The organism is Amphibacillus indicireducens, assembly GCF_039539605.1.
Classification (GTDB): Bacteria; Bacillota; Bacilli; order Bacillales; family Amphibacillaceae; genus Amphibacillus; species Amphibacillus indicireducens.
In genome coordinates this window covers 1-24,260 of the sequence record NZ_BAABDL010000094.1, presented here as the reverse complement: position 1 = coordinate 24,260, position 24,260 = coordinate 1, and the positions used below count along the sequence as shown (strand labels likewise).

Annotated in this window: 20 protein-coding genes, 1 pseudogene and 1 other annotated feature; of the genes and pseudogenes, 17 read left to right on the top strand and 4 right to left on the bottom strand. The window is 36.1% G+C overall.

Annotated features, from left to right (window positions below):
* Positions 1-263: 263 nt before the first annotated feature.
* The 4 genes from ABD814_RS08975 (at position 264) to motS (ending at position 4,264) form a co-directional block, all read left to right on the top strand.
* Positions 264-1,331 (top strand): bifunctional 3-deoxy-7-phosphoheptulonate synthase/chorismate mutase, encoded by a 1,068-nt coding sequence (locus ABD814_RS08975; protein ID WP_344912386.1) that lies wholly within the window; start codon positions 264-266, stop codon positions 1,329-1,331.
* A gap of 297 nt (positions 1,332-1,628) precedes the next feature.
* Positions 1,629-2,624, top strand: coding sequence for a catabolite control protein A (gene ccpA / locus ABD814_RS08970; protein ID WP_344912384.1), 996 nt, complete (start codon positions 1,629-1,631; stop codon positions 2,622-2,624).
* An 85-nt stretch (positions 2,625-2,709) separates the two neighbouring features.
* The gene (gene motP / locus ABD814_RS08965) at positions 2,710-3,534 is read left to right on the top strand and encodes a flagellar motor protein MotP (RefSeq protein WP_344912382.1); all 825 of its coding nucleotides are present in this window, start codon (positions 2,710-2,712) and stop codon (positions 3,532-3,534) included.
* Positions 3,521-4,264, top strand: coding sequence for a flagellar motor protein MotS (motS, locus tag ABD814_RS08960; RefSeq protein WP_344912379.1), 744 nt, complete (start codon positions 3,521-3,523; stop codon positions 4,262-4,264). The genes motP and motS overlap by 14 nt, the downstream gene beginning before the upstream one ends.
* Positions 4,265-4,329: 65 nt before the next feature.
* On the opposite strand, the gene ABD814_RS08955 is transcribed toward motS, so the two are convergent.
* Positions 4,330-7,260: a transglycosylase domain-containing protein gene (locus ABD814_RS08955; protein WP_344912377.1), complete on the bottom strand. Its 2,931-nt coding sequence runs from the start codon at positions 7,258-7,260 to the stop codon at positions 4,330-4,332.
* 131 nt (positions 7,261-7,391) lie between these two features.
* Positions 7,392-7,607: a binding site (T-box leader), on the top strand.
* Positions 7,608-7,662: 55 nt separating this feature from the next.
* On the opposite strand from ABD814_RS08955, the gene tyrS reads away from it, so the two are divergent.
* Positions 7,663-8,925 (top strand): tyrosine--tRNA ligase, encoded by a 1,263-nt coding sequence (gene tyrS, locus ABD814_RS08950; RefSeq protein ID WP_344912375.1) that lies wholly within the window; start codon positions 7,663-7,665, stop codon positions 8,923-8,925.
* A gap of 218 nt (positions 8,926-9,143) precedes the next feature.
* Positions 9,144-9,698 (top strand): hypothetical protein, encoded by a 555-nt coding sequence (locus ABD814_RS08945; RefSeq protein ID WP_344912373.1) that lies wholly within the window; start codon positions 9,144-9,146, stop codon positions 9,696-9,698.
* Between the two features lie 85 nt (positions 9,699-9,783).
* Here the strand turns inward: ABD814_RS08945 and rpsD are convergent, their stop codons facing one another.
* Positions 9,784-10,386: a 30S ribosomal protein S4 gene (gene rpsD, locus ABD814_RS08940; RefSeq protein ID WP_344912371.1), complete on the bottom strand. Its 603-nt coding sequence runs from the start codon at positions 10,384-10,386 to the stop codon at positions 9,784-9,786.
* 484 nt (positions 10,387-10,870) lie between these two features.
* Between rpsD and ABD814_RS08935 the strand changes: the two genes are divergently transcribed.
* Positions 10,871-12,730 (top strand): diguanylate cyclase domain-containing protein, encoded by a 1,860-nt coding sequence (locus ABD814_RS08935; protein WP_344912369.1) that lies wholly within the window; start codon positions 10,871-10,873, stop codon positions 12,728-12,730.
* A 750-nt stretch (positions 12,731-13,480) separates the two neighbouring features.
* Here ABD814_RS08935 and ABD814_RS08930 read toward each other — a convergent pair.
* The gene (locus tag ABD814_RS08930) at positions 13,481-13,969 is read right to left on the bottom strand and encodes a GAF domain-containing protein (RefSeq protein ID WP_344912367.1); all 489 of its coding nucleotides are present in this window, start codon (positions 13,967-13,969) and stop codon (positions 13,481-13,483) included.
* A gap of 188 nt (positions 13,970-14,157) precedes the next feature.
* Here ABD814_RS08930 and ABD814_RS08925 point away from each other — a divergent pair, with 188 nt between their 5' ends.
* The 9 genes from ABD814_RS08925 to ABD814_RS08885 all read left to right on the top strand — a co-directional run bounded on the left by ABD814_RS08925 (position 14,158) and on the right by ABD814_RS08885 (position 22,853).
* Positions 14,158-15,852, top strand: a complete 1,695-nt coding sequence (locus ABD814_RS08925; RefSeq protein ID WP_344912365.1) for a septation ring formation regulator EzrA — start codon at positions 14,158-14,160, stop codon at positions 15,850-15,852.
* Positions 15,853-15,866: 14 nt separating this feature from the next.
* The gene (locus tag ABD814_RS08920) at positions 15,867-16,259 is read left to right on the top strand and encodes a hypothetical protein (RefSeq protein WP_344912363.1); all 393 of its coding nucleotides are present in this window, start codon (positions 15,867-15,869) and stop codon (positions 16,257-16,259) included.
* A 428-nt stretch (positions 16,260-16,687) separates the two neighbouring features.
* Entirely contained in the window at positions 16,688-17,827 is a 1,140-nt protein-coding gene (locus ABD814_RS08915) for a cysteine desulfurase family protein (RefSeq protein WP_344912361.1), read from the top strand.
* 6 nt (positions 17,828-17,833) lie between these two features.
* Positions 17,834-19,036, top strand: coding sequence for a tRNA uracil 4-sulfurtransferase ThiI (gene thiI / locus ABD814_RS08910; protein WP_344912359.1), 1,203 nt, complete (start codon positions 17,834-17,836; stop codon positions 19,034-19,036).
* Positions 19,037-19,144: 108 nt separating this feature from the next.
* Positions 19,145-19,348, top strand: coding sequence for an alpha/beta-type small acid-soluble spore protein (locus tag ABD814_RS08905; protein ID WP_344912357.1), 204 nt, complete (start codon positions 19,145-19,147; stop codon positions 19,346-19,348).
* A gap of 155 nt (positions 19,349-19,503) precedes the next feature.
* Positions 19,504-20,004, top strand: coding sequence for a hypothetical protein (locus ABD814_RS08900; protein WP_344912355.1), 501 nt, complete (start codon positions 19,504-19,506; stop codon positions 20,002-20,004).
* 19 nt (positions 20,005-20,023) lie between these two features.
* Positions 20,024-20,446 carry a GerW family sporulation protein gene (ytfJ, locus tag ABD814_RS08895; protein WP_425549074.1) on the top strand — a complete coding sequence of 141 codons (423 nt, stop codon included), beginning with the start codon at positions 20,024-20,026 and terminating at the stop codon, positions 20,444-20,446.
* A gap of 133 nt (positions 20,447-20,579) precedes the next feature.
* Positions 20,580-21,542: a class I SAM-dependent methyltransferase gene (locus ABD814_RS08890; RefSeq protein WP_344912351.1), complete on the top strand. Its 963-nt coding sequence runs from the start codon at positions 20,580-20,582 to the stop codon at positions 21,540-21,542.
* Between the two features lie 117 nt (positions 21,543-21,659).
* Complete coding sequence (locus ABD814_RS08885; RefSeq protein WP_425549073.1) at positions 21,660-22,853, top strand: acetate kinase; 1,194 nt, start codon at positions 21,660-21,662, stop codon at positions 22,851-22,853.
* A gap of 65 nt (positions 22,854-22,918) precedes the next feature.
* Here ABD814_RS08885 and ABD814_RS08880 read toward each other — a convergent pair whose 3' ends face one another.
* A complete protein-coding gene (locus tag ABD814_RS08880; protein WP_344912347.1) occupies positions 22,919-23,395 on the bottom strand; it encodes a universal stress protein in 477 nt (158 codons plus the stop codon).
* A 205-nt stretch (positions 23,396-23,600) separates the two neighbouring features.
* Here ABD814_RS08880 and ABD814_RS08875 point away from each other — a divergent pair.
* Positions 23,601-24,215 (top strand): annotated as a pseudogene (locus ABD814_RS08875) (DRTGG domain-containing protein); the annotation flags it as partial.
* Positions 24,216-24,260 lie beyond the last annotated feature (45 nt).

Sequence of the window (24,260 nt, the reverse complement as noted above, 5' to 3'; positions counted from 1 at the left end):
TGTATAACCTAATTATAATAGAGTTTGTCAGGTCTGTACAATAAGTATTGTTATGAACGAAGGCATATTTATCCATATTTATCTTGATCAATTAAGAGAAAATACAAAATATTTAAACAATATAGTGACAAGTGCTGTTTTTTTAGCTATAATGATTTTTAATTCTTATTTAATTGGTGAAGCTATTATTATTTTTACTGAATCAAATTTGATTTGGTTTATGAGTGTAAAATAAAAAACATTAAGGAATAGGGGGATTTTAAGTGAGTAGGACTGAGTTAGAGCAATTAAGAGAAGAGTTAGATGGTGTTAACCTAGAAATACTAGAGTTGATTAACAAACGAGGTGAGCTTGTTAAGCAAACTGCACAAGCAAAAGAAAACCATGGTGCTGACAAAAAGTATGACCCCGTTCGAGAGCGTGACATGTTGGAGCGAATTAAGAAAAATAACGAAGGTCCATTTAAGAATGCAACTATTATTCATTTGTTTAAAGAAATTTTTAAGGCTGGTTTAGAGTTACAAGAAAAAGATCATAGTAATGATTTACTTGTTTCTCGAAAAAGGAAAACTGAAAACACGATTATTGATGTCAATGGTGCTAAATTTGGCAATGGTGAACCACATTACATCTTTGGTCCATGTGCAGTTGAAAGTTACGACCAAGTAGCTCAAGTTGCAGAGCAGATTAAAAATAAGGGCCTGAAGATTATTCGTGGTGGTGCGTTTAAACCTAGAACGTCACCATATGATTTCCAAGGACTCGGGTTTGATGGGCTAAAAATATTGAAGGAAATTGCTGATGAGTATGGTTTAGCTGTTGTTAGTGAAATTGTTAATCCTTCAGATGTAGAAAAGGCTGCTGAATACTTGGATGTGATTCAAATTGGTGCACGTAATATGCAAAACTTTGAATTACTAAAAGCAGCAGGAGAAGTGAACAAACCGATCGTGCTTAAGCGAGGCATGTCAGCGACTGTTTCTGATTTTATCAATGCAGCAGAGTATATTCACTCACGTGGTAATGGTGAGATTATCTTATGTGAGCGCGGAATTAGAACATATGAGACATCAACTAGAAATACATTAGATATTACTGCTGTTCCAATTTTAAAACAAGAAACGCATTTACCAGTCATTGTAGATGTTACTCACTCTACAGGACGTCGGGATTTACTTATCCCTGCGGCTAAGGCAGCCTTGGCAATTGGTGCAGATGGTGTGATGGCAGAAGTGCACCCTGATCCAGCTGTTGCTCTATCAGATGCACAACAGCAAATGGACTTTGATCAATTTGATCAATTTTACTCAGAAGTAGTTAATAAAAAATAAGAGCTAAGACCTAATTATTCACCTTTTAAAGGGGTTAATTAGGTCTTTTCTTTTGCTTTGAAAAATATTAACAGACTTGTGACAATTAATTTGCTATACTGTTAAATAGATAATATGGGAATAAACTGTCGAATAAAAATTTTGTTATCTCGGAAATGAGCGATCATTCCCGGATAAAAGTTAGTTTCTTATATTGCTATTATGTAATCAAAACCATACTGAACAAGTATGGAAAGAGCTTATCTATGCTATACTGTAACTACCAAATAAGCTAATAAATTAATGGAGGTTGATGAGATGAACGTAACAATATACGACGTTGCACGAGAGGCAAATGTATCAATGGCTACCGTTTCAAGAGTTGTTAACGGAAACCCAAATGTTAAGCCGGCAACACGTAAAAAAGTTTTGAAAACAATTGAAGAATTAGGGTATCGTCCGAATGCTGTAGCAAGAGGTTTAGCTAGTAAGAGAACAACGACTGTAGGTGTGATTATTCCCGATATTTCAAATATGTTTTTCTCTGAATTGGCACGTGGAATTGATGATATTGCAAACATGTATAAATACAACATTATTTTGAGTAACTCTGATCAAAATATTGACAAAGAAATCAAACTAATTAATACGATGCTTGAAAAACAAGTGGATGGCATCGTCTATATGGGAAGCCGATTGACAGATGAGCATTTGAAAGAGTTTAAAACATCTCCTGTGCCAATCGTTCTAGCTGCAACGATTGAACCAACGAATGCCATTCCATCTGTTAATATTGATTATGAAGAAGCGGGTTATGAAGCAACGAAACTATTGATTGATAATGGCCACACAAAGCTTGCATTTGTAACAGGACTTGATGAAACAACGGCTAACAAAGCTAAACATCAAGGCTTTGTACAAGCGCTTGAAGAAATTGAGCTAACGGTTGATCAGACTAATGTATTTCGTGGTGATTTAAGTTATCAATCTGGACTTAAAGCTGTTGAATCATTATTTGATCAAACAGAAAAACCGACAGCAATATTTGCTGCTTCTGATGAAATTGCTTTGGGCGTGATCCATGGTATTCAAGATCTCGGCTTAAATGTACCAGCGGATGTTGAAGTAATTGGCTTTGATAATACACGCTTGGCAATGATGATTCGTCCAACACTATCGACTGTTGTTCAACCTGTTTATGACATTGGAGCGGTTGCAATGCGCTTATTAACAAAATATATGAACAAAGAAGAAGTAGAAGAATCGAACGTGATTTTGCCACATCAAATTATTAAAAGAAGCTCAACAAAATAAAAAAATTTCCGATAATACAAGTATTAGTCATTCAATTTTGATGACATTAGGAAATAGATAAGTATTTATGTTGGGGAGAGAGTATATGAAACGTAGAGATATTTTAACATCATCGGGTATAGTGTTTGGACTTCTAATGATTTCTTACGGAATATTTTCAAGTGCTGGGTTATTTGGATTTTTAAGCTTTGTTGACGTACCATCATTTATTATTGTTTTCGGTGGTGTTATCGCAGGAATCCTAATTAACTTTAATGTCAGTCAAGTTAAATTAATGGGTAGGGTTGTTAGGGAATCATTTAAGAAAAATCATTATGATTTACCTGAGTTAATTTCACTGTTTGAACGATTATCTGAAAGAGCACGACGAGAAGGTTTGCTATCATTAGAGAATGAATTAGAAGAAGTAGAAGATCCTTTTATTAAGAAAGGCGTTTTACTTGCAATTGATGGGATTGAGCCCGAAGTGATTCAAGACATTATGAATGCAGAAATTATCGCAATGGAAGATCGCCATACCAATGGCCGTAAAATATTAGAAAAAGCGGGAGAGTATGCTCCGGCTTGGGGAATGGTTGGAACATTAATCGGACTCGTATTAATGCTTAACGACTTAAATGACCCGTCGATGTTAGGGCCACAGATGGCCGTTGCATTGATTACAACGTTTTATGGGGTTGTTTTAGCTAACCTTATCTTTTTACCGATGGCAGGTAAGCTTGAATTAAAGTCTGAAGAAGAAGTTTTTATGAAGCAAGTTATTATCGAGGGTGTTATTGGTGTTCAGTCTGGACAAAATCCACGTATACTTAAAGAGAAACTAAGTGCATTTTTATCAAGCGATATGAGAAAACGTCGCGATGAAAATAACGAAGATACGGTGGGTGACTTATCAAATGAAGCGTCGTGAGAAAAAGCCAGCGGAGGGTGGTAGTCCAGCGTGGATGACGACCTACTCTGATTTGGTTACATTACTGTTATGTTTTTTTGTTTTACTTTACTCGATGTCTCAAATTGATGTTGCTCGATTTGAAGCAGTTGCAGAATCCTTTCGTAATCGGGTTATTTTCTTTGAAGGTTCACCATCAGCAATCGACTTTGAGCCTTCTCGTGAGCAAGAGGCAGATTTGGAGAAGGAAAACTTTATTGGATCAGAAGGATTAACACAAAATCAAATGTCTCTAGAGCAGTTATTAAGCGAGGTAGAGGGTTTCCTAGAAGAGAATCAACTGCAAGATTTTATCACCGCGAATCGAACAGATCAAGGGGTTGTGCTCATACTACAAGAGCGGATTTTATTTGATTCGGCTGAAGCTGAACTTAAGGCTGAAGGTGAACCATTTTTAGATAAAGTTGCCCTACTCCTCAGCAATATTCCTAATTATGTGCGTGTAGAGGGGCATACTGATAGTCGTCCGATATCAACGAGACAGTATCCTTCTAACTGGGAGCTATCTGGTGCAAGAGCCAGTAGCGTGATTCGCCATATTTTAGATTCGGGGGAATTTAATGCAGAACGTTTTATTGCTGTAGGTCATGGTGATACACGACCAATTGTGCCAAATGATTCAGCCGATAATTGGCAAAAAAATCGCCGAGTCGAAATTGTTATCTTAGAGCTAACAGAAGGACCGAATTAAAGATCATAAAAATAGCACCTAGCGTTTAGATGTAACTCAAACGCTAGGTGCTTTATTGTGTTTAATTAATCATTCTCATCGCTTTCATCTGAGCTTGGTGGATTTTCATTATTTCCGTTATTACCGTTGTTCTCATTATTCCCTTTATTATCACCAGGAGAGTCAGTCTCATTGTCGTTATTTTCATCTTCTTTTTCAAAATCACCATCAATATAAATCTCACTTGGTTCAGATTCTCGACCAAAATAATCAACTGCAACGACGAGATAGACAGCATCACGATTCCCAACATTTAATTCCGTTTCTATCACAGCATCTACAAGGTTAAACTGATTATCATCTGGATTAGCGGCGCGATAGACGCGATAACCGACGACATTATTACTTGATGATGCGTTCCACTTCAAAGTATTACCTGATTTAGCTAATGATCGAGGAGTACTAGGTGCTTTACCCGTATCTTGAATATCACTCGCTTCTAGTTCAGGAAATTCAATGCCTTCCCAAGCGGAGTTATTTAGTGGAATAAGTTGACTAATATCGTCAAGCTTATCATAACCGACATCGCTTAACCACTCAGGATTAAAGATCAATCCATCTCCTTGAATAAACTCACTTGGTGTTTGATCACCAGGGATAACGGCTTTACCGTCAACAATTACGTAATTTCCTTTAATCAGACTGTTATCTGTACCTGTAGGGGCAAAATTTGCATTAAATAAATCAGAGCCAACTAGCCCGAGTGATCGAGTGATCTCAGAAGGTGGTTGCCCTGAGACTAACGAGAATGACCGTGAAACAAGTCCGCCAGGCTGCTGGAATCGACCAGCTGGCGCCATCAACTCTGGATCAATTTCAGTAGCCGCGTTAACAAGCTGAGCCCAGTATGTCTGGTTACGACCACTATAGCCATCATCTAGTGACTGCCTGTAACCGTAGCCCATCCATGTCCCTAATGTTACATTGGGGTTTGTTGCGACAAACCATGCATCGACAAGATCATTTGACGTACCTGTTTTTCCAGCCCAATCGACACCAGGGTTTCTTAAGTTCGCTCTAGCTGTCCCGCCTGTCCCGCTAGTAAGAACATCACGCATGACGTCAATGATCAAATAACTCGTCTGTGGACTAAATACATCGACAGGTTCACTCTCATGTTGATAAACGACTTCACCATCGATAGTTTCAATCTTTTCAATCATATAACTATCAACAAATTGACCGTTATTTCCATAGGTTGAGAAAGCACTTGTGTTCTCCTCTACTGTCGCTTCAAAAGAACCTAGAGCCATCGCTGGCAAACGATACTGATTTTCAGGAATATGGTCAAAGCCCATTTTCACTAAATAATCTGGGATCGGATTTGCTTGTTTTAACAATTGAATATAACCATATGCAGTGGAAACGTTATATGATGACACCATTGCTCGTCTCGCAGTAACTAAGCCATAATATCTTCCTCTACTAAAGTTAGAAGGGCTCCAAGCATTAGGTCCACTGTTATCGACAAACTTAGCATCAGGTAAGATTGATCCCGGTTGTAAGACACCTTCTTCATAGGCTGGACCATAAACAAGAATTGGTTTTGCCGTACTCCCAACTTGTCTTCTCGTTGTTCCAACCGCAAAGTTCACATTATCTCGCTCAAAATCGCGTCCCGCGACAAAGGCGATAATCGCACCTGTTGCGTTATCTCTTAAAACCGCTCCAGCCTGTTGTTGCTGGACGAGTGGAATTAATTCTTCGGTTTCAGGATCTTCAGTCATAATTGTTCTCGTTTCATTGCCTTCACGAACAATCGCTGTTTTATCGCGTCCAAAATTATTAAAATTTGCAGTCACTTCTTGAAATTTATCGTAAATTTCTTTATTAATAGTTGTGTGAATTTTGTAGCCACCTTGTGACAATTCACGTGCAGCGTAAATCTGGTATTGCTCATTTAATTCTGCGCTTGACTCTAATTCTTCAAGTGTATAGCCATCTTCTAATGCAAGCTTTTCTTTAAAAATACTTTCAACACGGCGACGAACTTCTTCAGATAAATAAGGGTACTCATCGTATGTTGTTGGTAATCGCTCTGCTAGGCTACCAATTAGATCAAATTCAAGTGCTTCTTGGTACTGTGCTTCAGTAATGTAGCCAGCGGAAAGCATCCTTGAAAGCACTGTTTCCATTCGACTTAACCCAGCCTCAAGTCCTTCTTCAGATTTAACTGTACCAACGTTTGTAAAAGGACTATAACCAATCGGACTTTGTGGTAAGCCTGCTAAAAATGCGGCTTGAGCAAGATTAACTTCATCTGCATCAACGCCAAAGATTCCTTGTGCGGCAGTTTGAATCCCAGCAATATTGCGTCCGTTCGAATTACGCCCAAATGGGGAAATATTTAAATAAGCCTCAAGAATTTCGTCTTTTTCCATAAAATTTTCTAACCGCATCGCTAATACAATTTCTTTTGCTTTTCGATCAAATGACACTTCGTTCGTTAAAATTTGATTTTTAATAATTTGCTGTGTCAATGTACTTCCACCTGTTTGAACATTAGATCCAGTTACTTCTTGAAACACAGCTCTTAAAATCGCTTTTGGAACAATCCCTTCATGTGTTTCAAAATATTCATCTTCGGTCGCAATTAATCCATTGATGATGTCTTGAGAAACTTTGTCTAATGTTGTCACGTCTCTGTGGAGGTCAGAACTAACTTCGCCTAAAAAGACATTATTAGCGAAGTAAATTTCTGATGTTTCTTCATAATTATAGATTGCACTAACCATTTCTTCACTTGAGCGCAACGGTTCGTCTTTAATGAGTGAGGCAAAATAACCCGCTCCAATTCCTCCGATAAAGAAGAAGAATAGCAATCCAATTACAAGAAAGAAGAGGATGATATTCCAAATCACATCATAGGAAACACGAAAGAATCTTTGAATCATTCCTTTATCGATAAAAGTCTTAATTCCTTGTCCAATTTGTTTTAATTTATCTTGAAAGTTCATATAATAACCTCCTAAATTTCCATCTCATATTATAACATATTTACTAGTTTGTCATTACCTTTTTATTAATAAATTTAAATAACCCCTTGCCTTTGTCAGCAAAATGTGATAATAATAGTTAAAATATATAAATTTAAGTGATGAAAGAATCGAGTAGTTTTATTACCGCTACAAATAGAGAGCTGATGGTCGGTGTGAATCAGTGTAAGTAATAAAGCGAATTACAATTCTTGAGCTTTTCCTTTATGTAATGGATAAGGGACGGTACGTGATGTATCGTTATCAAAAAGAAGTGGCAATTTTTAATTGCAACGAGGGTGGTACCGCGAGTAGATCTCGTCCCTTTTTGGGGATTTGATCTACTTTTTTGTTTGGATTTTTAATGACAAAGGAGAATGACAAATGGATATTATTAAAGATTTAGAACTTAGGGGACTCGTTCAACAAACAACGGATTATGAAGGATTGAAAAAACATTTAGCTGAAAACGTTGTGACAATGTATTGTGGATTTGATCCAACGGCCGATAGTCTTCATATTGGTCACTTAGTTCCTGCTTTAATCTTAAAAAGATTTCAAATAGCAGGGCATCGTCCAATTGCCTTAATTGGTGGTGGAACTGGAATGATAGGTGATCCAAGTGGTCGAACGAGTGAACGTCAATTAAATGATGTTGAAACTGTTAACTATTTTAGTGAACAAATACAAAAACAACTTGCTAATATTCTTGATTTTGGTGATGAACAAAACGGCGCAGTCGCCCGGAATAATGGGGAATGGCTAGGTGAGTTAAAAATCATTGATTTTTTACGAGACACTGGAAAACATTTTGGTGTGAATTACATGTTGGCTAAAGATTCCGTTCAGTCACGACTCGAACAGGGGATTAGTTTTACCGAGTTTAGCTACATGATCTTACAATCATATGACTTTATGAACCTGTTTGAACGGGAAAATTGTACATTACAAATTGGTGGAAGTGACCAGTGGGGTAACATTACGGCGGGGATGGAGTTAATTCGTCGTACACGTGATGAAGAAGTTAAAGTCTTTGGGTTAACTGTGCCATTGATTACGAAAGCAGACGGTACGAAATTTGGTAAAACAGCTGGTGGAGCAGTATGGTTAGATCCTGAAAAAACAACACCATATGAATTTTACCAATTTTGGATCAACACTGATGACCGCGATGTGATCAAATTTTTGAAATACTTTACATTCTTATCACACGCTGAAATTGAAGCATTAGCTGCTGAACTAGAGCAAGCACCAGAAAAAAGACTCCCACATCGACGCTTAGCTGAAGAATTAACGATTCTTATTCATGGAAAAGAAGCTTTACGACAAGCAGAAAGAATTACTGACGCATTATTTAGTGGGGACATTAAGCAACTAAATGCGACTGAAATTAAACAAGGCTTTAAAGATGTACCAACTGTAAAAATGGAAAAAGAAGCAAAACCATTAGTTGATCTTTTAGTTGAGGCAAACATCTCTTCATCTAAACGACAAGCACGGGAAGATATTACAAATGGTGCGATTTACATTAATGGTGAGCGACAGCAAGAACTTCACTATGAATTAACAGACGCTGATCGAATTGACGATCAATTTACGATCATCCGCAGAGGAAAGAAGAAATATTTCTTATTAGACTTTAATTAAAATTGAATCACTTTAATGATCACGAAAAGGAACATTTTGATTAGTGAAACAGCATCTCATAGAGGTGCTGTTTTTGTTAAATATTGTGATCACAATAAATTTGAAAGTTAGCATTCATGTAAGCTCCGAAAAATTAGTTATTTTCTGAAAATTTATTACTTTATCTAATTAGATTTGATATAATTGTGATTAATCATATTAAAAGGGGGACAATTTTTTTGAAAAAGATCTTAAAAGTGTTAATTGTTTTATTAGTGGCTGGATTTATGACAGCTTGTAGTGGGGGAACAACTTCTGATCATGTTGAAGTAACGTTACCAGTATCATTCGTTGGTGAAGGGGTAGATGTAACAATACTAGAAGCTGAAGCAGAGGAAATGGGGATTGAAGAAGTTACGCTTAATGATGACGGTTCAATCACATATGAAATGACTAAAGAAGTCCACAATGAATGGATGGAAGAAATCAAAACAGAGATTAACAACTCGATTACTGAAATGGTTGAGAGTGGAGATTTTGTATCAATCAAAGACATTACTGCAAATGATGATTACACAACATTTACGATGACGGTTGATCAAGAAGCTTTCGAAAATAGCTTTGATGGTTTTGCCGCATTTGGGCTCGGTATATCTAGCTCATTTTATCAATTACTAGATGGAAAAGATCCTGAAAGTTATAGTGTGACGATTGATGTTGTCGATGAAGCAAGTGGAGAAGTCATCGATACGACGGTTTTCCCGGATGATTTAGATAATCTAGGGGAAGAGTAAGCTGTTTGATAGTATAATGTCGATTTAATCGAAAAAAACCTTGAACATCGTCTGAAGATGTTCAAGGTTTTTAAGTTGGAAGTGATTATCTTGAGTACCACTCAACAATAAGTGCTTCATTAATTTCTGCTGGTAATTCAGCACGCTCTGGGTAACGTGAGTATGTGCCTTCTAAGTTATCAGCGTTGAAAGTTAAATACTCAGGTACAAAAGCGTTAGCTTCCAGTGATTCTTCGATAATTGCAAGCTTACGTGACTTTTCACGAACGCTTATCGTTTGTCCTGGTTCAACAAGGTAAGATGGAATGTCAACACGACTACCATCTACTAGGATATGTCCGTGGTTCACTAATTGACGAGCTTGGCGACGTGTGCGTGCTAAGCCTAAGCGATAAACGATATTATCCAAACGTGACTCTAATAGGATCATAAAGTTTTCACCGTGAACCCCTTTAACTTTAGCAGACTTGTTGAAAAGTGTTCTAAACTGACGCTCATTTAAACCGTACATGAAGCGTAATTTTTGCTTTTCTTGAAGCTGTAAACCATATTCAGTAAGCTTTTTACGTTGGTTTGGACCATGTTGTCCTGGTGCGTAAGGACGCTTATCTAATTCCTTACCTGTACCTGTTAACGAAATTCCGAGACGACGAGACTTTTTCCATACAGGACCTGTATAGCGAGCCATAGTGCATTCTCTCCTTTATAATTAAATTTTGCATAATCAAGATATTGTGTTCCATTATCGCTTGACATTTTATATTCATGTATCATCGCTCCAGCAGCATAGAGTTACTCGATACACCTTACAATTTAAATCATCTTCAATGTTATAATCATGCGGCAATAATTGAAGTTGATGATAAGGAATAAAATGACCAATCGGTGGTTCACATAGGCTACCTTTTTTACACAAAGTCTATTATATGATGTTCTAACTGTGAAGTCAACTCTTTACTCAAATTATAAATAGACTAGGGTATAAAGTCATGGATTAGTTTCCATGTTAATAATGTCGATAACGTTATTAAAGGCTATGTTTATGACGATTTAAGTAAGAAAATGTCGTAAGTATAAAATACTGTTTTTTGTGGTAGGCATTTTGTAATGTTTGCGCTATAATGAAAAGGAAGCAATCAGGATTATATACATAAGGTGGGTGGAAGTGATTAATGGAATCATATACGCTAACTGACAATCATGACTTGTTTATATATGACCCAAAACAATATTATAGAAATAGCGACTGGCTATACTCGATTGTTAAACAAGTGAGACTAAGATTAAATATCCATAGTGTGGCTCTATATATGTTTGATTCTTGGGCCGATCAATACACCTGTGTCCAATCGATAAGTGAACAGGCCGTTAAATTACCCGAGCAATTACCAAATACGATCATAAATAAAGTTAATAAATATAAGCGGCTATCTCATAAACTGATTCAAGAACTTGATGAAGATAACGTCTTTGAGCGTATTTCTATTGCGAGTATAGATGATGAAGATGGTACGATTGGCTACTTTTTATTCTTTGCTGAAGATAAGGATGACCTGTCACATGATCAGAAGAATCAAGTTATTCAAACTGTTGAAGATATGTCAATTATTATTATGGAATTACGCCGGGCTAGATATTCGATCGCTCAAGCAAATAAATATGAAAACATGTTTAACATCACCCAGAAATTTCACTCATCAATGAACCCACGTGATGTTTTAGCTGAAATTACTGAAATTATCTATTCAATTTATCCAAATTTTAATTGTGAACTCTATTTATCAAAAAACTACCAAGAAGATTTATCGTTACCGATTAAAGAATTTATTTATAATGAAAAATATGCCGATCAAGCAAGTGCTCAAGCATTTTTAACAGGTAAACTGAAAATTGAAGCAACCGATGATTCAATTACACTTTATGCCCCTTTTAATGGTAAACAAGGTGTTTATGGAGTGATGCAGTTAAGATCAACTGAAATTAACTATATCCCGAATAGTGAAGTTGAATTTATTCGCATTCTTGCAAATACGGCAGGAAATGCATTGGAAAATGCTCAATTATACCAGCAGTCAAATTTGTTAATTCAAGATTTGCAGTTAATTAATACATTTGCTCATGAATTAAATAAATTAGATTGTATAACTTCAATTACTAAATTTATTAAAAAACAATTTCAAACATCTTTTAATGCGGGAGAGATTGGCTTTGTTTTAATAAATGATGTTGGTAAATATGAAGTTGAAGCTGAGTCAACACGTTTATTCCATGCGGAGAAAAACAGAGAAGACGTTCACTTTTTACTTGACCAAGTTAAGAAAGAGAAAGAAGCTATTTTCATTAGTGACTTGCAAAAGCAATTTGAAGGAATTGGACTACCTTATCAATCTGTTATTTTGTTGCCGATGATTCAGACTGACCAATTAATTGGTATTATTGTGGTGTTACATCCTGAAGCTTACTATTTCACATTTGATCAATATAAATTAATGATTTCTTTAGTTCAACACTCTACACTTGCATTTGATAACATTATCTTACGTGAGAAATTAGAGCAATCTGTTATTACTGACTATTTAACCAAGTTATACTCTAGGGAATATTTAGATGAAAAGTGTCTTGAGCATTTAGAGAAGGATCAACGGGGTATCTTTTTACTGCTTGACTTGGACGATTTCAAATTGATCAACGATTCTTTTGGCCATGATGTTGGTGATACCGTCTTAATTCAAGTATCAAATATTATCCGAAGAGAAATCGATGGGAAAGGATTTGCAGCAAGATGGGGTGGAGAAGAACTAGCCGTTTATCTACCGGAAGCTAATGCGCAAATGGGGAGAGTTTTTGCCAATAAGTTGTTAACATTAATTGAACATTCAACAAAACCTAGAGTAACAGCTTCAATTGGCTTAGCTTCTTGGGATAATTATCTAAAACTAACTTTAGATGAGTTGCTCGATCAAGCAGATCAAGCGCTTTATAAAGCAAAACGTTTAGGGAAAAATCAATATCAAATTATTACAAGCATATAAAAATCACTAAAAAAACAGACTGAGCGCGATTATTTTGATTGCAACCAGTCTGTTTTTTAATTGTTTAATTTGATTCAGGAATCAGTAGCATTGCATAAACTTTTCTTTCCTAAGTCAAGTCTTATCATTGTGGTTTGAGATAACGGATATTGATCGCTCAATACAACCGCTTCGGGAAAATATTTCGCTTACCGCGGGCGTGCCTTGGGCGCACAGGACGTGGGTCAGTTAGACGTTGGGACTGCGGTTACTCGTCCCACCAAAAGATCTGCCACACGACGTGGCGATCTTAGTCTAACATTCCCCCCCAAGTGGATCTTCGGCTCACGCTTTTCCCGCTGGTGTCTTCATATTTTCCCTACGCTAATGTCTGCTTTCCTACAGAATAAAAAAGATCATTTGCAATTCAATGCATGAAAGCTACAATTTAGCAGATGAGAGATGTGTAGACTCCCACGGGAAAAGCAAGAGCTTGAGATCCACTTTGACAAGTGGGTTTTGCTTGGCAAAGTTAGCTCAAGCCTTGGGACTGGGACTGCGATTACTCGTCCCACCGAAGACATTTGCGATTACTCGTCCCACCATAAACACCTGCCCGTAGGATAAGGAAAGCTTCCCCGAATAAGCATCGCACGAAGAAAATTGATCTTTATTTTCGAGGAAAGCGAAACATCTCTCAGCTGCGAGTGTGATCCTCTTACTGAGAGCTAAACACATAACTTGATTTTATCTTAATTTTTTTATGCAATGCTACTGTTCTGGAATATACTTCATTAGTACTTGACAAAATTGCTCAAGGTAATTTTGATCCATTTGACTGAAGCGATTTTTTTCTGGACTATCAATATCTAGAACGCCAATTACACGATTTTTTTTAAATAGTGGAATGACAATCTCTGATTGACTTCGAGCATCACAGGCAATATGTCCAGGGAACTGATGAACATCAGCGACGAGTTGTGTTTGTTCTGTTGCGACTGCCGTTCCACAAACACCCTTACCAATCTCGATTCTTACACAGGCTGGCAGCCCTTGGAATGGACCTAAAACGAGTTGATCTTGTTTTGATAAATAAAAGCCAACCCAATTAATTCGCTCTAAAAATTGGTTTAAGAGTGCTGCACTATTTGATAAATTTGCAATTGGATCTGGCTCATCTTCAATTAGTGCTTCTAATTGCTTAATCAATAACTGATAACTCTTTTCTAATGATGAAGAATATTCACGTTGCTCGAACATATAATAAAACCTCCAATTTATCAATTTATTCGATAATTTAGCTCAAAAATCGATTTATTTTGATTTTTTTTAGCAAAATATCCGTTGTTCATGGTATGATAATTATAACTATGACATAATTGAATTAAATTAACAATTAATATTACATAAAAAGAAATTGAATGTTGATGTCACTGAGGAGGATTAATATGGTTCCTTATATTATAGGGTTTATTCTGATTATTATAGCACTGATTATTACTGGACTTATTTTTCGAAAATTTATATATGATCGGGTTGATAAATTAGAAGCCTGGAAAATGGACATTATGAATCGCAATGTGACGGCAGAATTGCAACGTGTCAAGGCACTACGCCTAGCAGGAGAAACACAAACAAAATTTGAATCATGGAAAGAGACATGGGATCGAATTTTGACGCGTGATTTACCAGACATTGAAGAGTATCTTTTTGATGCAGAAGAAGCAGCTGACCGCTTTAAGGTTCCTTCAGCAAATAAGAGCTTGGAGACAGTTGAACAAATTTTAAATGACACCGAAAAAATGATTGAAAATATGTATAGTGAATTAGATGATCTACTGGACTCAGAAAAGCAAAGCCGTAAACTTGCTGAAGAAGTAATCCCACAACTAAAAAACCTGAGAAATATTCTCTTACAAAATCTGCACGCTTATGGAGAGGCAGAGGCAAGGTTTGAAGCAGAAATTAATGATCAACAAAAGCAACTTGAGCATTTCTATTATGAATCTGAACAAGGCAATTACTATGAAGCACGGCAAATTATTAATGATATTAAGCAAGCTTTGATCGACCTTGAAGATCGACTTGAGTCGTTCCCTGCGATTTACCGTCAGTGTAAAGTAGAACTACCTGAACAAATTCATCAGTTGAAAAATGGTATTGAACAGATGAAAGAGGATGGCTATCAAATTGAACATCATAATTTTCAGAAAGAGTTACGTGACTTAGAAGAGCAACTGGCTGTTTATGTCACGCGAATTGAGGAACAAGATGATCAAACGATTTTTGATTTTGTTGTAACAATTGAGGAGCGAATTCAAGAAATTTACGCTATCTTGGAAGAAGAATCTAAAGCAAGGTCATATGTTGATAAACATCTCCAGACTTTTGAAAAATTGATCGAGGAAGTTGTTGATGACTTTAAAGCGACTGATGAGGAAGTAACGAGTTTACAGAAGACATATTACTTAGAAGGTAGCGATTTAGAATTACACGAAAATCTTGAAAAGTGGGTTTATCAATTAGAGCGACAACATATAAAGATCAAGCAAGATCTTGCAGAAGAACAACAGACTTATAAATCGCTAAAAGATGATTTAGAAGTGAACTATCAAGATTTACAAAAATTAAAAGAAGCACATCTCGAATTTAAAGCACAAATTAGTACGATTCGAAAAGATGAAATAGAAGCAAAAGAAAAAATTCAATTATTACAACGTAAATTATTCGAAATTAATCGAGATCTAGAAAAAAGTAATTTGCCAGGGATTCCATCGTTTATTTGGAATCAGATGGAGGAAGCGACTGACAAATGCAATCAAGTGTTAGAAAAATTCACAGAAGAACCGCTTGATATGGGGAAAGTCAACCATAGTGTAAAAGAAGCAACATCATCTGTTGAATCATTAGTTGAACAGACTGAGACTATGATTGAACAAGCATATTTAATTGAACGGATCATTCAATATGCTAACCGTTATCGAAGTCAATATCCTGTATTGTCGACTCGATTGTCAGAAGCAGAAAAGTTATTTAGAGAGTGTCAGTATGAGCAAGCATTAGAAGTTGCATCAGAATCGTTAGAAAACATTGAGCCTGGCGCCTTAAGTAGACTTGAAATTAAAGTGAAAGTTCCAAGTTAAATGGAGGGAATGTCATGAGAGTTATATCAATTTTTAGTATTGCCTTTTTAACTTTAAGTATTTGGTCATTATTTTTCGCTGTTTCACATCTAAAGAGTGAGTCACAAGTAGAGCTTGAGATCACTCAAGAGGTCGATGAAGATACTAAAGAAAGCGAACAAGAAGAGCTAGAACAACATGATGCTGAAAAAGTTGAAGATGAAGATGATCATGATCTGGTCGAATCAAGCGAAGTAGAAACCGCTGAACAATCAACTGAAAAGGTTGAATCATCAAGAGTTGAAGAAAAACCGACAACATTAATTGCACAAGCAAGCAGTCGTTATAATGATATTTTATATGATTTCGAAAAAGATCATCCGATTTCAGTAGATGATTTACTACAAGCTTTAGCATTAAATGAGTAACTAAATCCCAACATATGCTTGGGATTTTTCTTTGCTTAAAAAAGAGAATCAAGATTCAATTATAAACCTAAATTATTCATAGTTTATCGCAAAGTAATTGATAATGCTTAACTAAATGCCTTTCGTTTATATGTACGCACTCACTTAAAGGGTGAACGGAAATAATGTATAGTCATCTGAAGACACGAAGACTCCAGCGGGAATCGGATGAGCCGAAGATCCACTTTTGTAGCGATTTTTGCTACAAAAGTTAGCTGAGGCCATCCCCGCGGAACGCAAAGTGTCTTCAGATGACGACCTCTCATATGAATAATTAAGGATAAAATAAACGCTTCTATTTAAAATATAACTAAGCTATGTTAAAATAATTTCTTGAATCTGATTGCAACGTAGAAACAAACAATTTATAGAGATTGAAGGGAAAAGTCATGATTTATTTTGATAATAGCGCTACAACTGAACCGAACAGTGATGTGTTAGAGACGTTTCTTGAAGTATCGCGAAGATATTATGGAAATGCTTCTTCAGCTCATAAACTAGGATTAGAGGCAGAACATTTATTAAGAAAGTCATATCAGCACATTAGTCAATTACTCGCAGTAAAACCGACCGAAATTATTTTTACTTCTGGTGGGACTGAGGGCAATAACTTAGCGATTAAAGGGATTGCACTTGCCTATCAAAATCGTGGCAAACACTTAATGACAACAACAATTGAACACCCTTCTGTAATAAATACTTTTCAAGCCTTAGAAGAGCTCGGTTTTGAAGTCACTTATTTGCCAGTTGATCAGTCAGGAGTCGTCTCAATTGATGCGGTTAAGCAAGCGTTGCGTGAAGACACTATTCTTGTTAGTGTAATGCATGTCAATAATGAACTAGGAACGATTCAACCAATTGAAGCAATTGGTCAACTGTTGAAAAATAGAAAGTATACCTTTTTTCATGTCGATCATGTCCAAGGATTTGGTAAAATAGGATTGGATTTAAAACAGTCAGCCATTGATTTAGCAACGATTTCTGGTCATAAGATTCACGGTCTGAAAGGGACAGGTCTTGTTTATCAAAGGGAGGGTGTTCGTCTATTTCCGTTATTACATGGTGGTGGACAGCAAGATAATCGCCATTCTGGAACAGAAAATTTAGCTGGAATTGTTTCTTTAAGTAAAGCGATCCGATTGATCTTAGAGCAAAATTCAGCTCGTTCGAAACACCTTCAGCTACTCAATCGTCGGATGAGGGATGAGTTAACACAGATTGATGAAGTAATCATTAATACACCGGAAAATCAGGCGCCACATATTATTAATTTTTCAATCCCTGGACTCAAACCAGAAATTGTCTTACATGCTTTAGAAGAACGGAATATTTATGTTTCGACTCAATCTGCTTGTTCATCAAAAAAAGCAAGTGAAAGTTCTGTTTTGCGTGCGATTCATTTGCCGCCAAACCAACGAAATTCTGCAATTAGAATTAGTTTTTCTTATCACAATACAATTGATGAGATTGACGTTTTTATTCGCGAGCTGCAACGAATTATTAAAGAATTAAAACAAGATATGAGGTAAAAGATAATGCTATATGATCATATTATTTTAAAATATGGGGAAATTTCATTAAAAAAGAAAAACCGTAAAGATTTTATTAAGCAATTACGCCGAAATGTAAAACGGCAATTAAGTCAATTTTCAAATCTAGAAGTCGAAAGCTCAAGAGAATGGATGATGATTAAATTAAACGGCGAAGATCCGAATCAAATCATCCCTATTTGTCAACGGATCTTCGGGATTCAGAATATGAGTGTTGCAGTTAAAGTAGATAATGATTTAGACTCGATTAAGCAAGCTGCCTTGTTCGCATTACAAGAAGCTGACAATGTAAAAACATTCAAAGTATCTGTTAGAAGAGCAAATAAAGAATTTCCATATAATTCTCCAGAAATGAATCAAATCATTGGCGGTCATCTATTGTCAAACACAGATAATGTGACGGTTGATGTTCATAATCCTGATTTGAATGTCAACATTAATATCCGCGATAATTTTTCATATATTACATCAAAACGTTATCCTGGCGTTGGTGGTTTGCCTGTCGGCTCATCTGGTTCGACTTTGTTGCAATTATCGGGCGGAATTGATAGTCCAGTTGCTGGATATCTTGCAATGAGTCGTGGATTAAGAATTGAAGCCATTCACTTTCATTCCCCACCTTATACGAGTGATGGTGCTAAACAAAAAGTGATTGATTTGACACGGAAACTTGCTGAGCATGGGCATGACATTAAGATACACGTGATTCCGTTTACCGCGATGCAACAAAAAATTCATCGTGAAATTCCATTTGGTTATTCGATGACAGTGATGCGGAGAATGATGTTAAGAATTAGCGAAATTGTCGCCTTAAATCGAGGCATATTATCGATTACAAACGGTGAGAGTTTAGGTCAAGTCGCAAGTCAAACATTGGAGAGTATGCATGCGATTAATTCAGTGACGAACTTTCCGATCCTACGTCCATTAATCACAATGGATAAGCAAGAGATTATTAAAATTGCTCAAGAAGTTGACACGTATCCAATTTCAATTCGACCATTTGATGATTGTTGTACAGTTTTTGTGCCAAGTTCACCAAAAACAAAGCCTCGAAAAGATAAGGTTGAATACTATGAGAGTCAACTTGATTTAACAAAAGAGCTTGAGGAACTGCTTGCTAATATTGAAGTGATTCATGTTTCAGCTAAAAGTAAAGCCAACGATCCTTTAAATGATTTGTTCTAAGAGCGGTAATCTCAGCCTGAGTATGTAACAACTACCAACTAAATTTCTGTATGAAACCTCCGAATCTGCACATTCTAGAATTGTATTAAGGAGGAGGTGAATACAGAAATGGCAAACAACAGTAATAGTAATCAACTTGTCGTACCAGGTGTAAGTCAAGCACTTGATCAAATGAAGTATGAAATTGCTCAAGAATTTGGCGTTAATCTTGGTCCTGATACAACTTCACGTGCTAATGGTTCTGTTGGTGGTGAAATTACAAAACGTCTTGTACAAATGGCTGAACAGCAATTAAGTGGACAATCAAATTAATTTAAATCAATCATAAAACACGGGGTAGTACTTTTAATAAGTACTACCCTTTCTTTGATTTAAGAATGAATTCGTGCTCATTCGGTCATAATTTAACTATGAACTAGAAGTTGATGTTAATGGGGTTAAACAAATTGTGAGATAGGAGAGGTGACATGTTCTGGATTATAATTATAGTATTTATATTTCTCTGCCTAATTATCAGTAGTTTGTTTTTGCCCCTGACTTGTCAATTGAGTCTGAAAGTTGGTGATCAAATTGATGTTGAGCTCTCCGTTAAACTGGTTAATTTTTCAGTTTACAGAAAAACAGATCAGATTTCTTATGATTCATTCATTGAAGATCATCTTGAACAAATGCTAACTAAAAAATCACTCGAAAAACCAAATTGGTTAAAAACGATCAAACTAGTTAAGTTTAATTGGTCTACGAAAATCGGCTTAGAACACGCAGATGAAACTGCTTTATCTGTTAGCAGTCTTTTGATCATTAAAGGGATGATAACTAAAGTAATTTTTCAGCTATTAAATCAGCCGAAAGCAATTGACTATCTCGTTCAGCCAAATTTTGAGCAGCTTATGTTTCAGTCTGATTGTCAATGCATATTTTCATTAAAATTATGGCAAGCTATTTATATGAAATTTAAACGCAAATAAAAAAAGGAGATCGAAAATGATGCAACAGCATCCAATTGAAGGCCTAATGTCCGAAACAATGGAACAACTTAAACATTTAATTGATGTTAAGACAATTATCGGTGAACCGATTCAAACTGCTGATGGTAGCACGATCATTCCGATATCAAAAGTTAGTTTTGGTTTTGTCGCTGGTGGTAGTGAATTTCCTGATCAACAACAGAATAGTCAAGAAGATAGTCAAAGTAATACAGACGAATCGATGCTACCTTTTGGTGGCGGGAGTGGTGGCGGTGTCTCAATTACACCAATTGCTTTTTTAGTCACTCATAAGCAAGGTCATAATATTATTCATTTACATGATCGGATTCACTTGTACGATAAGTTAATTGAAGTTGCCCCACAAGCCGTAGATAAAATTAAAGATATGTTAGCTGAACGAAAAAGTGAAAAATCAAGATAAACTTATTTGAAGACTTTGATTTAATCTAAGCGTATTAGATAAATTAAAGTCTTTTTGTTTTGAGAGAGCAAAAACCAACGTTCTCGGACTGTTTATGGTATACTGTATAACTGGGTGGAGGAGGAGAGCAAATTTGATTGAACAGCATTTTAATCAATTAGATGGATTAGTAGAAGAACTCTCAAATACAACAAATAACAACTATTTAGACAGTTTAATAACTGTATTAGACATGCTTTTATCTGATCAGGAACAATTGAATCGTCATGAATTCGTAACTAAGGTTAAACAACTACATATCGATCGTTTGGAGAAAGATCAAGTGCGTAAAGTGATTGAATTTGCGATTCTCAAAGGCCTACGAGGTGCTGTTCAGAATCAACATCTGATCACACCTGATACAATAGCGAGCTATATTGCTTATCTAATTGAAAAGATTTTCCCTGGAGATGAAGAAATTAGATTGTTTGATATTGTATCTGGTTCTGGAAATCTAATCACTGCAGTCATGAATCAACTAAAACGTCCGGTAAAATCATACGGCAGCGAAGTTGATCCGAGCTTGATTGAATTAAGTGTATTAAGTGCAAATTTACAGCAAAATGCGGTTGAATTTTTTCATCAAGATAGTCTACAGCCGTTTTTATTAGATCCAGTCGATCTCGTTATCGCCGATTTGCCGGTTGGTTATTATCCTGATGATGAGCGGGCAAAGTCATTTAAAGTTCATGTGACTAATGAACACACATATGCCCATCACTTATTAATTGAACAAAGTTTGAATTATACAAAAGAAGCTGGCTTTTTAATATTTGTGATTCCAAACTCACTGTTCAATAGTGATCAAGCAACTAAGCTACATGAACTCATTCGTGAGTCTGCGCATGTCGTCGGATTGCTACAATTACCGAGTTCAATTTTTAAATCAGAACAAAATGAAAAAAGCTTGTTTATCCTTCAGAAAAAAAGCGAACAGACAAAAGCACCTAAAGAAGCCTTGCTAGCAAAACTACCGTCATTTAAAGATTTACAAGCAACAGAAAATATTGTTGCAAAAATGAATCAGTGGTTTGAACAAGCAGGATACAACAAATAAAGAAGCTTCCGTGCTCAGTTTATCTAGATGTTGTGATCTAGTTGCATTTTATGTCGATTGTTCGTTAATATATAAAAGTAAGTAATTTAAGACAAAATAGGAATGTGAAAGGATTGGATGATTTTGAAGAAAGTTTTATCGATTAATGCTGGAAGTTCATCATTGAAATTTCAATTGATTGAAATACCAGAAGAAAAGGTTTTAGCGAAAGGGTTAGTTGAAAGAATTGGTCTTGATAACTCCATTTTTGGATTGAAATACAATGATAAAGATGAAGAGGAAACTTTAGATATTCCTAATCATGATCGAGCAGTTGAGTTATTGTTAGAGCGTCTAAAAGCATCAGGTGTGATCCAATCACTTGATGAAATTGATGGTGTTGGTCACCGTGTCGTTCACGGTGGTGAGAAATTCAGTGACTCTGTTTTAGTAACTGATGAAGTATTAGCCGAAATTGAAAATGTGTCTGAATTGGCACCATTACACAATCCAGCAAATATTACAGGAATCAAAGCATTTAGAGAAATTCTTCCGAATGTTCCAGCGGTTGCGGTATTTGATACTGCTTTCCACCAAACGATGCCACCTGAGTCATATCTATATAGCTTACCGTATGAGTATTATGAAAAATACGGGATTCGTAAGTATGGCTTCCATGGTACAAGTCATAAATATGTCTCAGAGCGGGCGGCGGAAATGTTGGGACAGCCAGCAGATCGCTTACGTTTAATCACATGTCATATTGGTAATGGTGCAAGTGTGGCGGCTGTTGAGAATGGCAAGTCTGTTGATACATCGATGGGCTTTACTCCTTTAGAAGGGGTAACAATGGGAACACGTTCAGGTAGTCTTGACCCTGCTTTAATTCCATATATCATGGACAAAACAGGTATGGATGTCAATGAAGTTCTTCGTGTCTTAAATAAAGAAAGTGGTTTATTAGCAATCTCTGGTTTTTCAAGTGATTTGCGTGATATTCAGAAGCGTGCTGATGAAGGTGATGAACGCGCAACGTTAGCTTTAAATATTTTTGCGGATCGAATTCATCAGTACATTGGTTCATATGCTTCGAAAATGAATGGTGTAGATGCGATTGTTTTCACTGCTGGTATCGGTGAAAACAGTAAGGTTGTTAGAGAGTTGATACTACAGGGACTAGAGTTTATGGGTGTTTATTGGGATCCTGTTCTTAATGAGGTCCAAGGTGATGAGGCGATAATTAACTATCCACATTCACCTGTAAAAGTTTTAGTCATTCCAACGAACGAAGAGGTAATGATTGCTCGAGACGTCAATCGAGTTGCATTATAAAATAAAAGGTGAGAAATCAATTAAAACTGATTTCTCACCTTTTTTATGCTCGATCGGCACCTCTTTTATTTTTCTGTCTCATCCTCATCGAGGTCTTCGTCTGAACGGATCACTAGTACGTCACATGGTGCATAGCGAACGATGTTTTCTGAGACACTGCCGATTAAAAAGCGTTCGACCGCATTTAAACCGGTCGCCCCACAAACGATTAAGTCCGCGTTAAAGGCTTTGGCAACATGTTTAGGAATTCTTACTTTTGGTGATCCATAATCAATATGTGTTTGGACATTTGTTAGGCCAGATGTTTCTGCTTGTTGTTTGTAATCATTAAGTAAGTGTGTTGCGTAAGTCTCTGAACGGTTGATCATTGACTGATCGTATGTTTCGGCGGTTGAAATTGTTTTTGTGTCGACAACATGAGCGATAATAAGTTGACCTTGATTTCGTTTACAAATTAGCACAGCTTTCTTAAAAGCACGTAAAGAAGCTTGGGATCCATCAATAGCGACGACGATATTTTGATAAGCATCATTTAATAACATTTCAATCACTCCCTAACTTTTATAGTGATAATATACCACAATCAAACAAATGTTAAACTTCTGGTATAGTCAAAAAAAGATTTTAATGAATTAAGTTCATACAATATGAGATTAATCAGCTTGAATTGATACTTATTATAAAAAACTGTATAATAACACTAACTAAAAAAATAATGGTACAGATTCGGAAAGATAGGTGATAGACGTGGCTACAAAACATGAACAAATCTTAAAACATATTGATTCATTAAAAGTGGGTACAAAAATCTCAGTTAGACAAACGGCTAAAGACTTAAATGTTAGTGAAGGGACAGCATATCGAGCGATAAAAGAAGCGGAAAATCAAGGTTTAGTTAGCACGATTGAGCGGGTTGGAACGATTAGGATCGAACAAAAGAGTAAAGAGAACTTTGAACACTTAACCTTTGCTGAAATTATTGGCATCGTTGATGGTCAAGTTTTAGGTGGGCGTGATGGTCTGCATAAAACGTTACATAAATTCGTCATTGGTGCGATGAAACAAGATGCGATGTTACGTTATTTAGAAAAAGATTCTTTATTAATTATCGGTAACCGAACTGAAGCACATCAGCTTGCGTTAGAAGAAGGTGCTGCTGTTTTAATTACAGGTGGATTTGACACAGATGAAGAGATTAAACGGCTAGCAAATGATTTGAAATTACCGATTATTTCAACAAGTTATGATACATTTACAGTTGCAACAATGATTAACCGTGCAATCTATGATCAGTTAATCAAAAAAGAAATTGTTCTTGTTGGGGATATTTTTACACCATTAAATAAAACACATTACCCTAGATTATTCATAGCCCAATCATAAAACCTGAATAAACCGCATCAAATC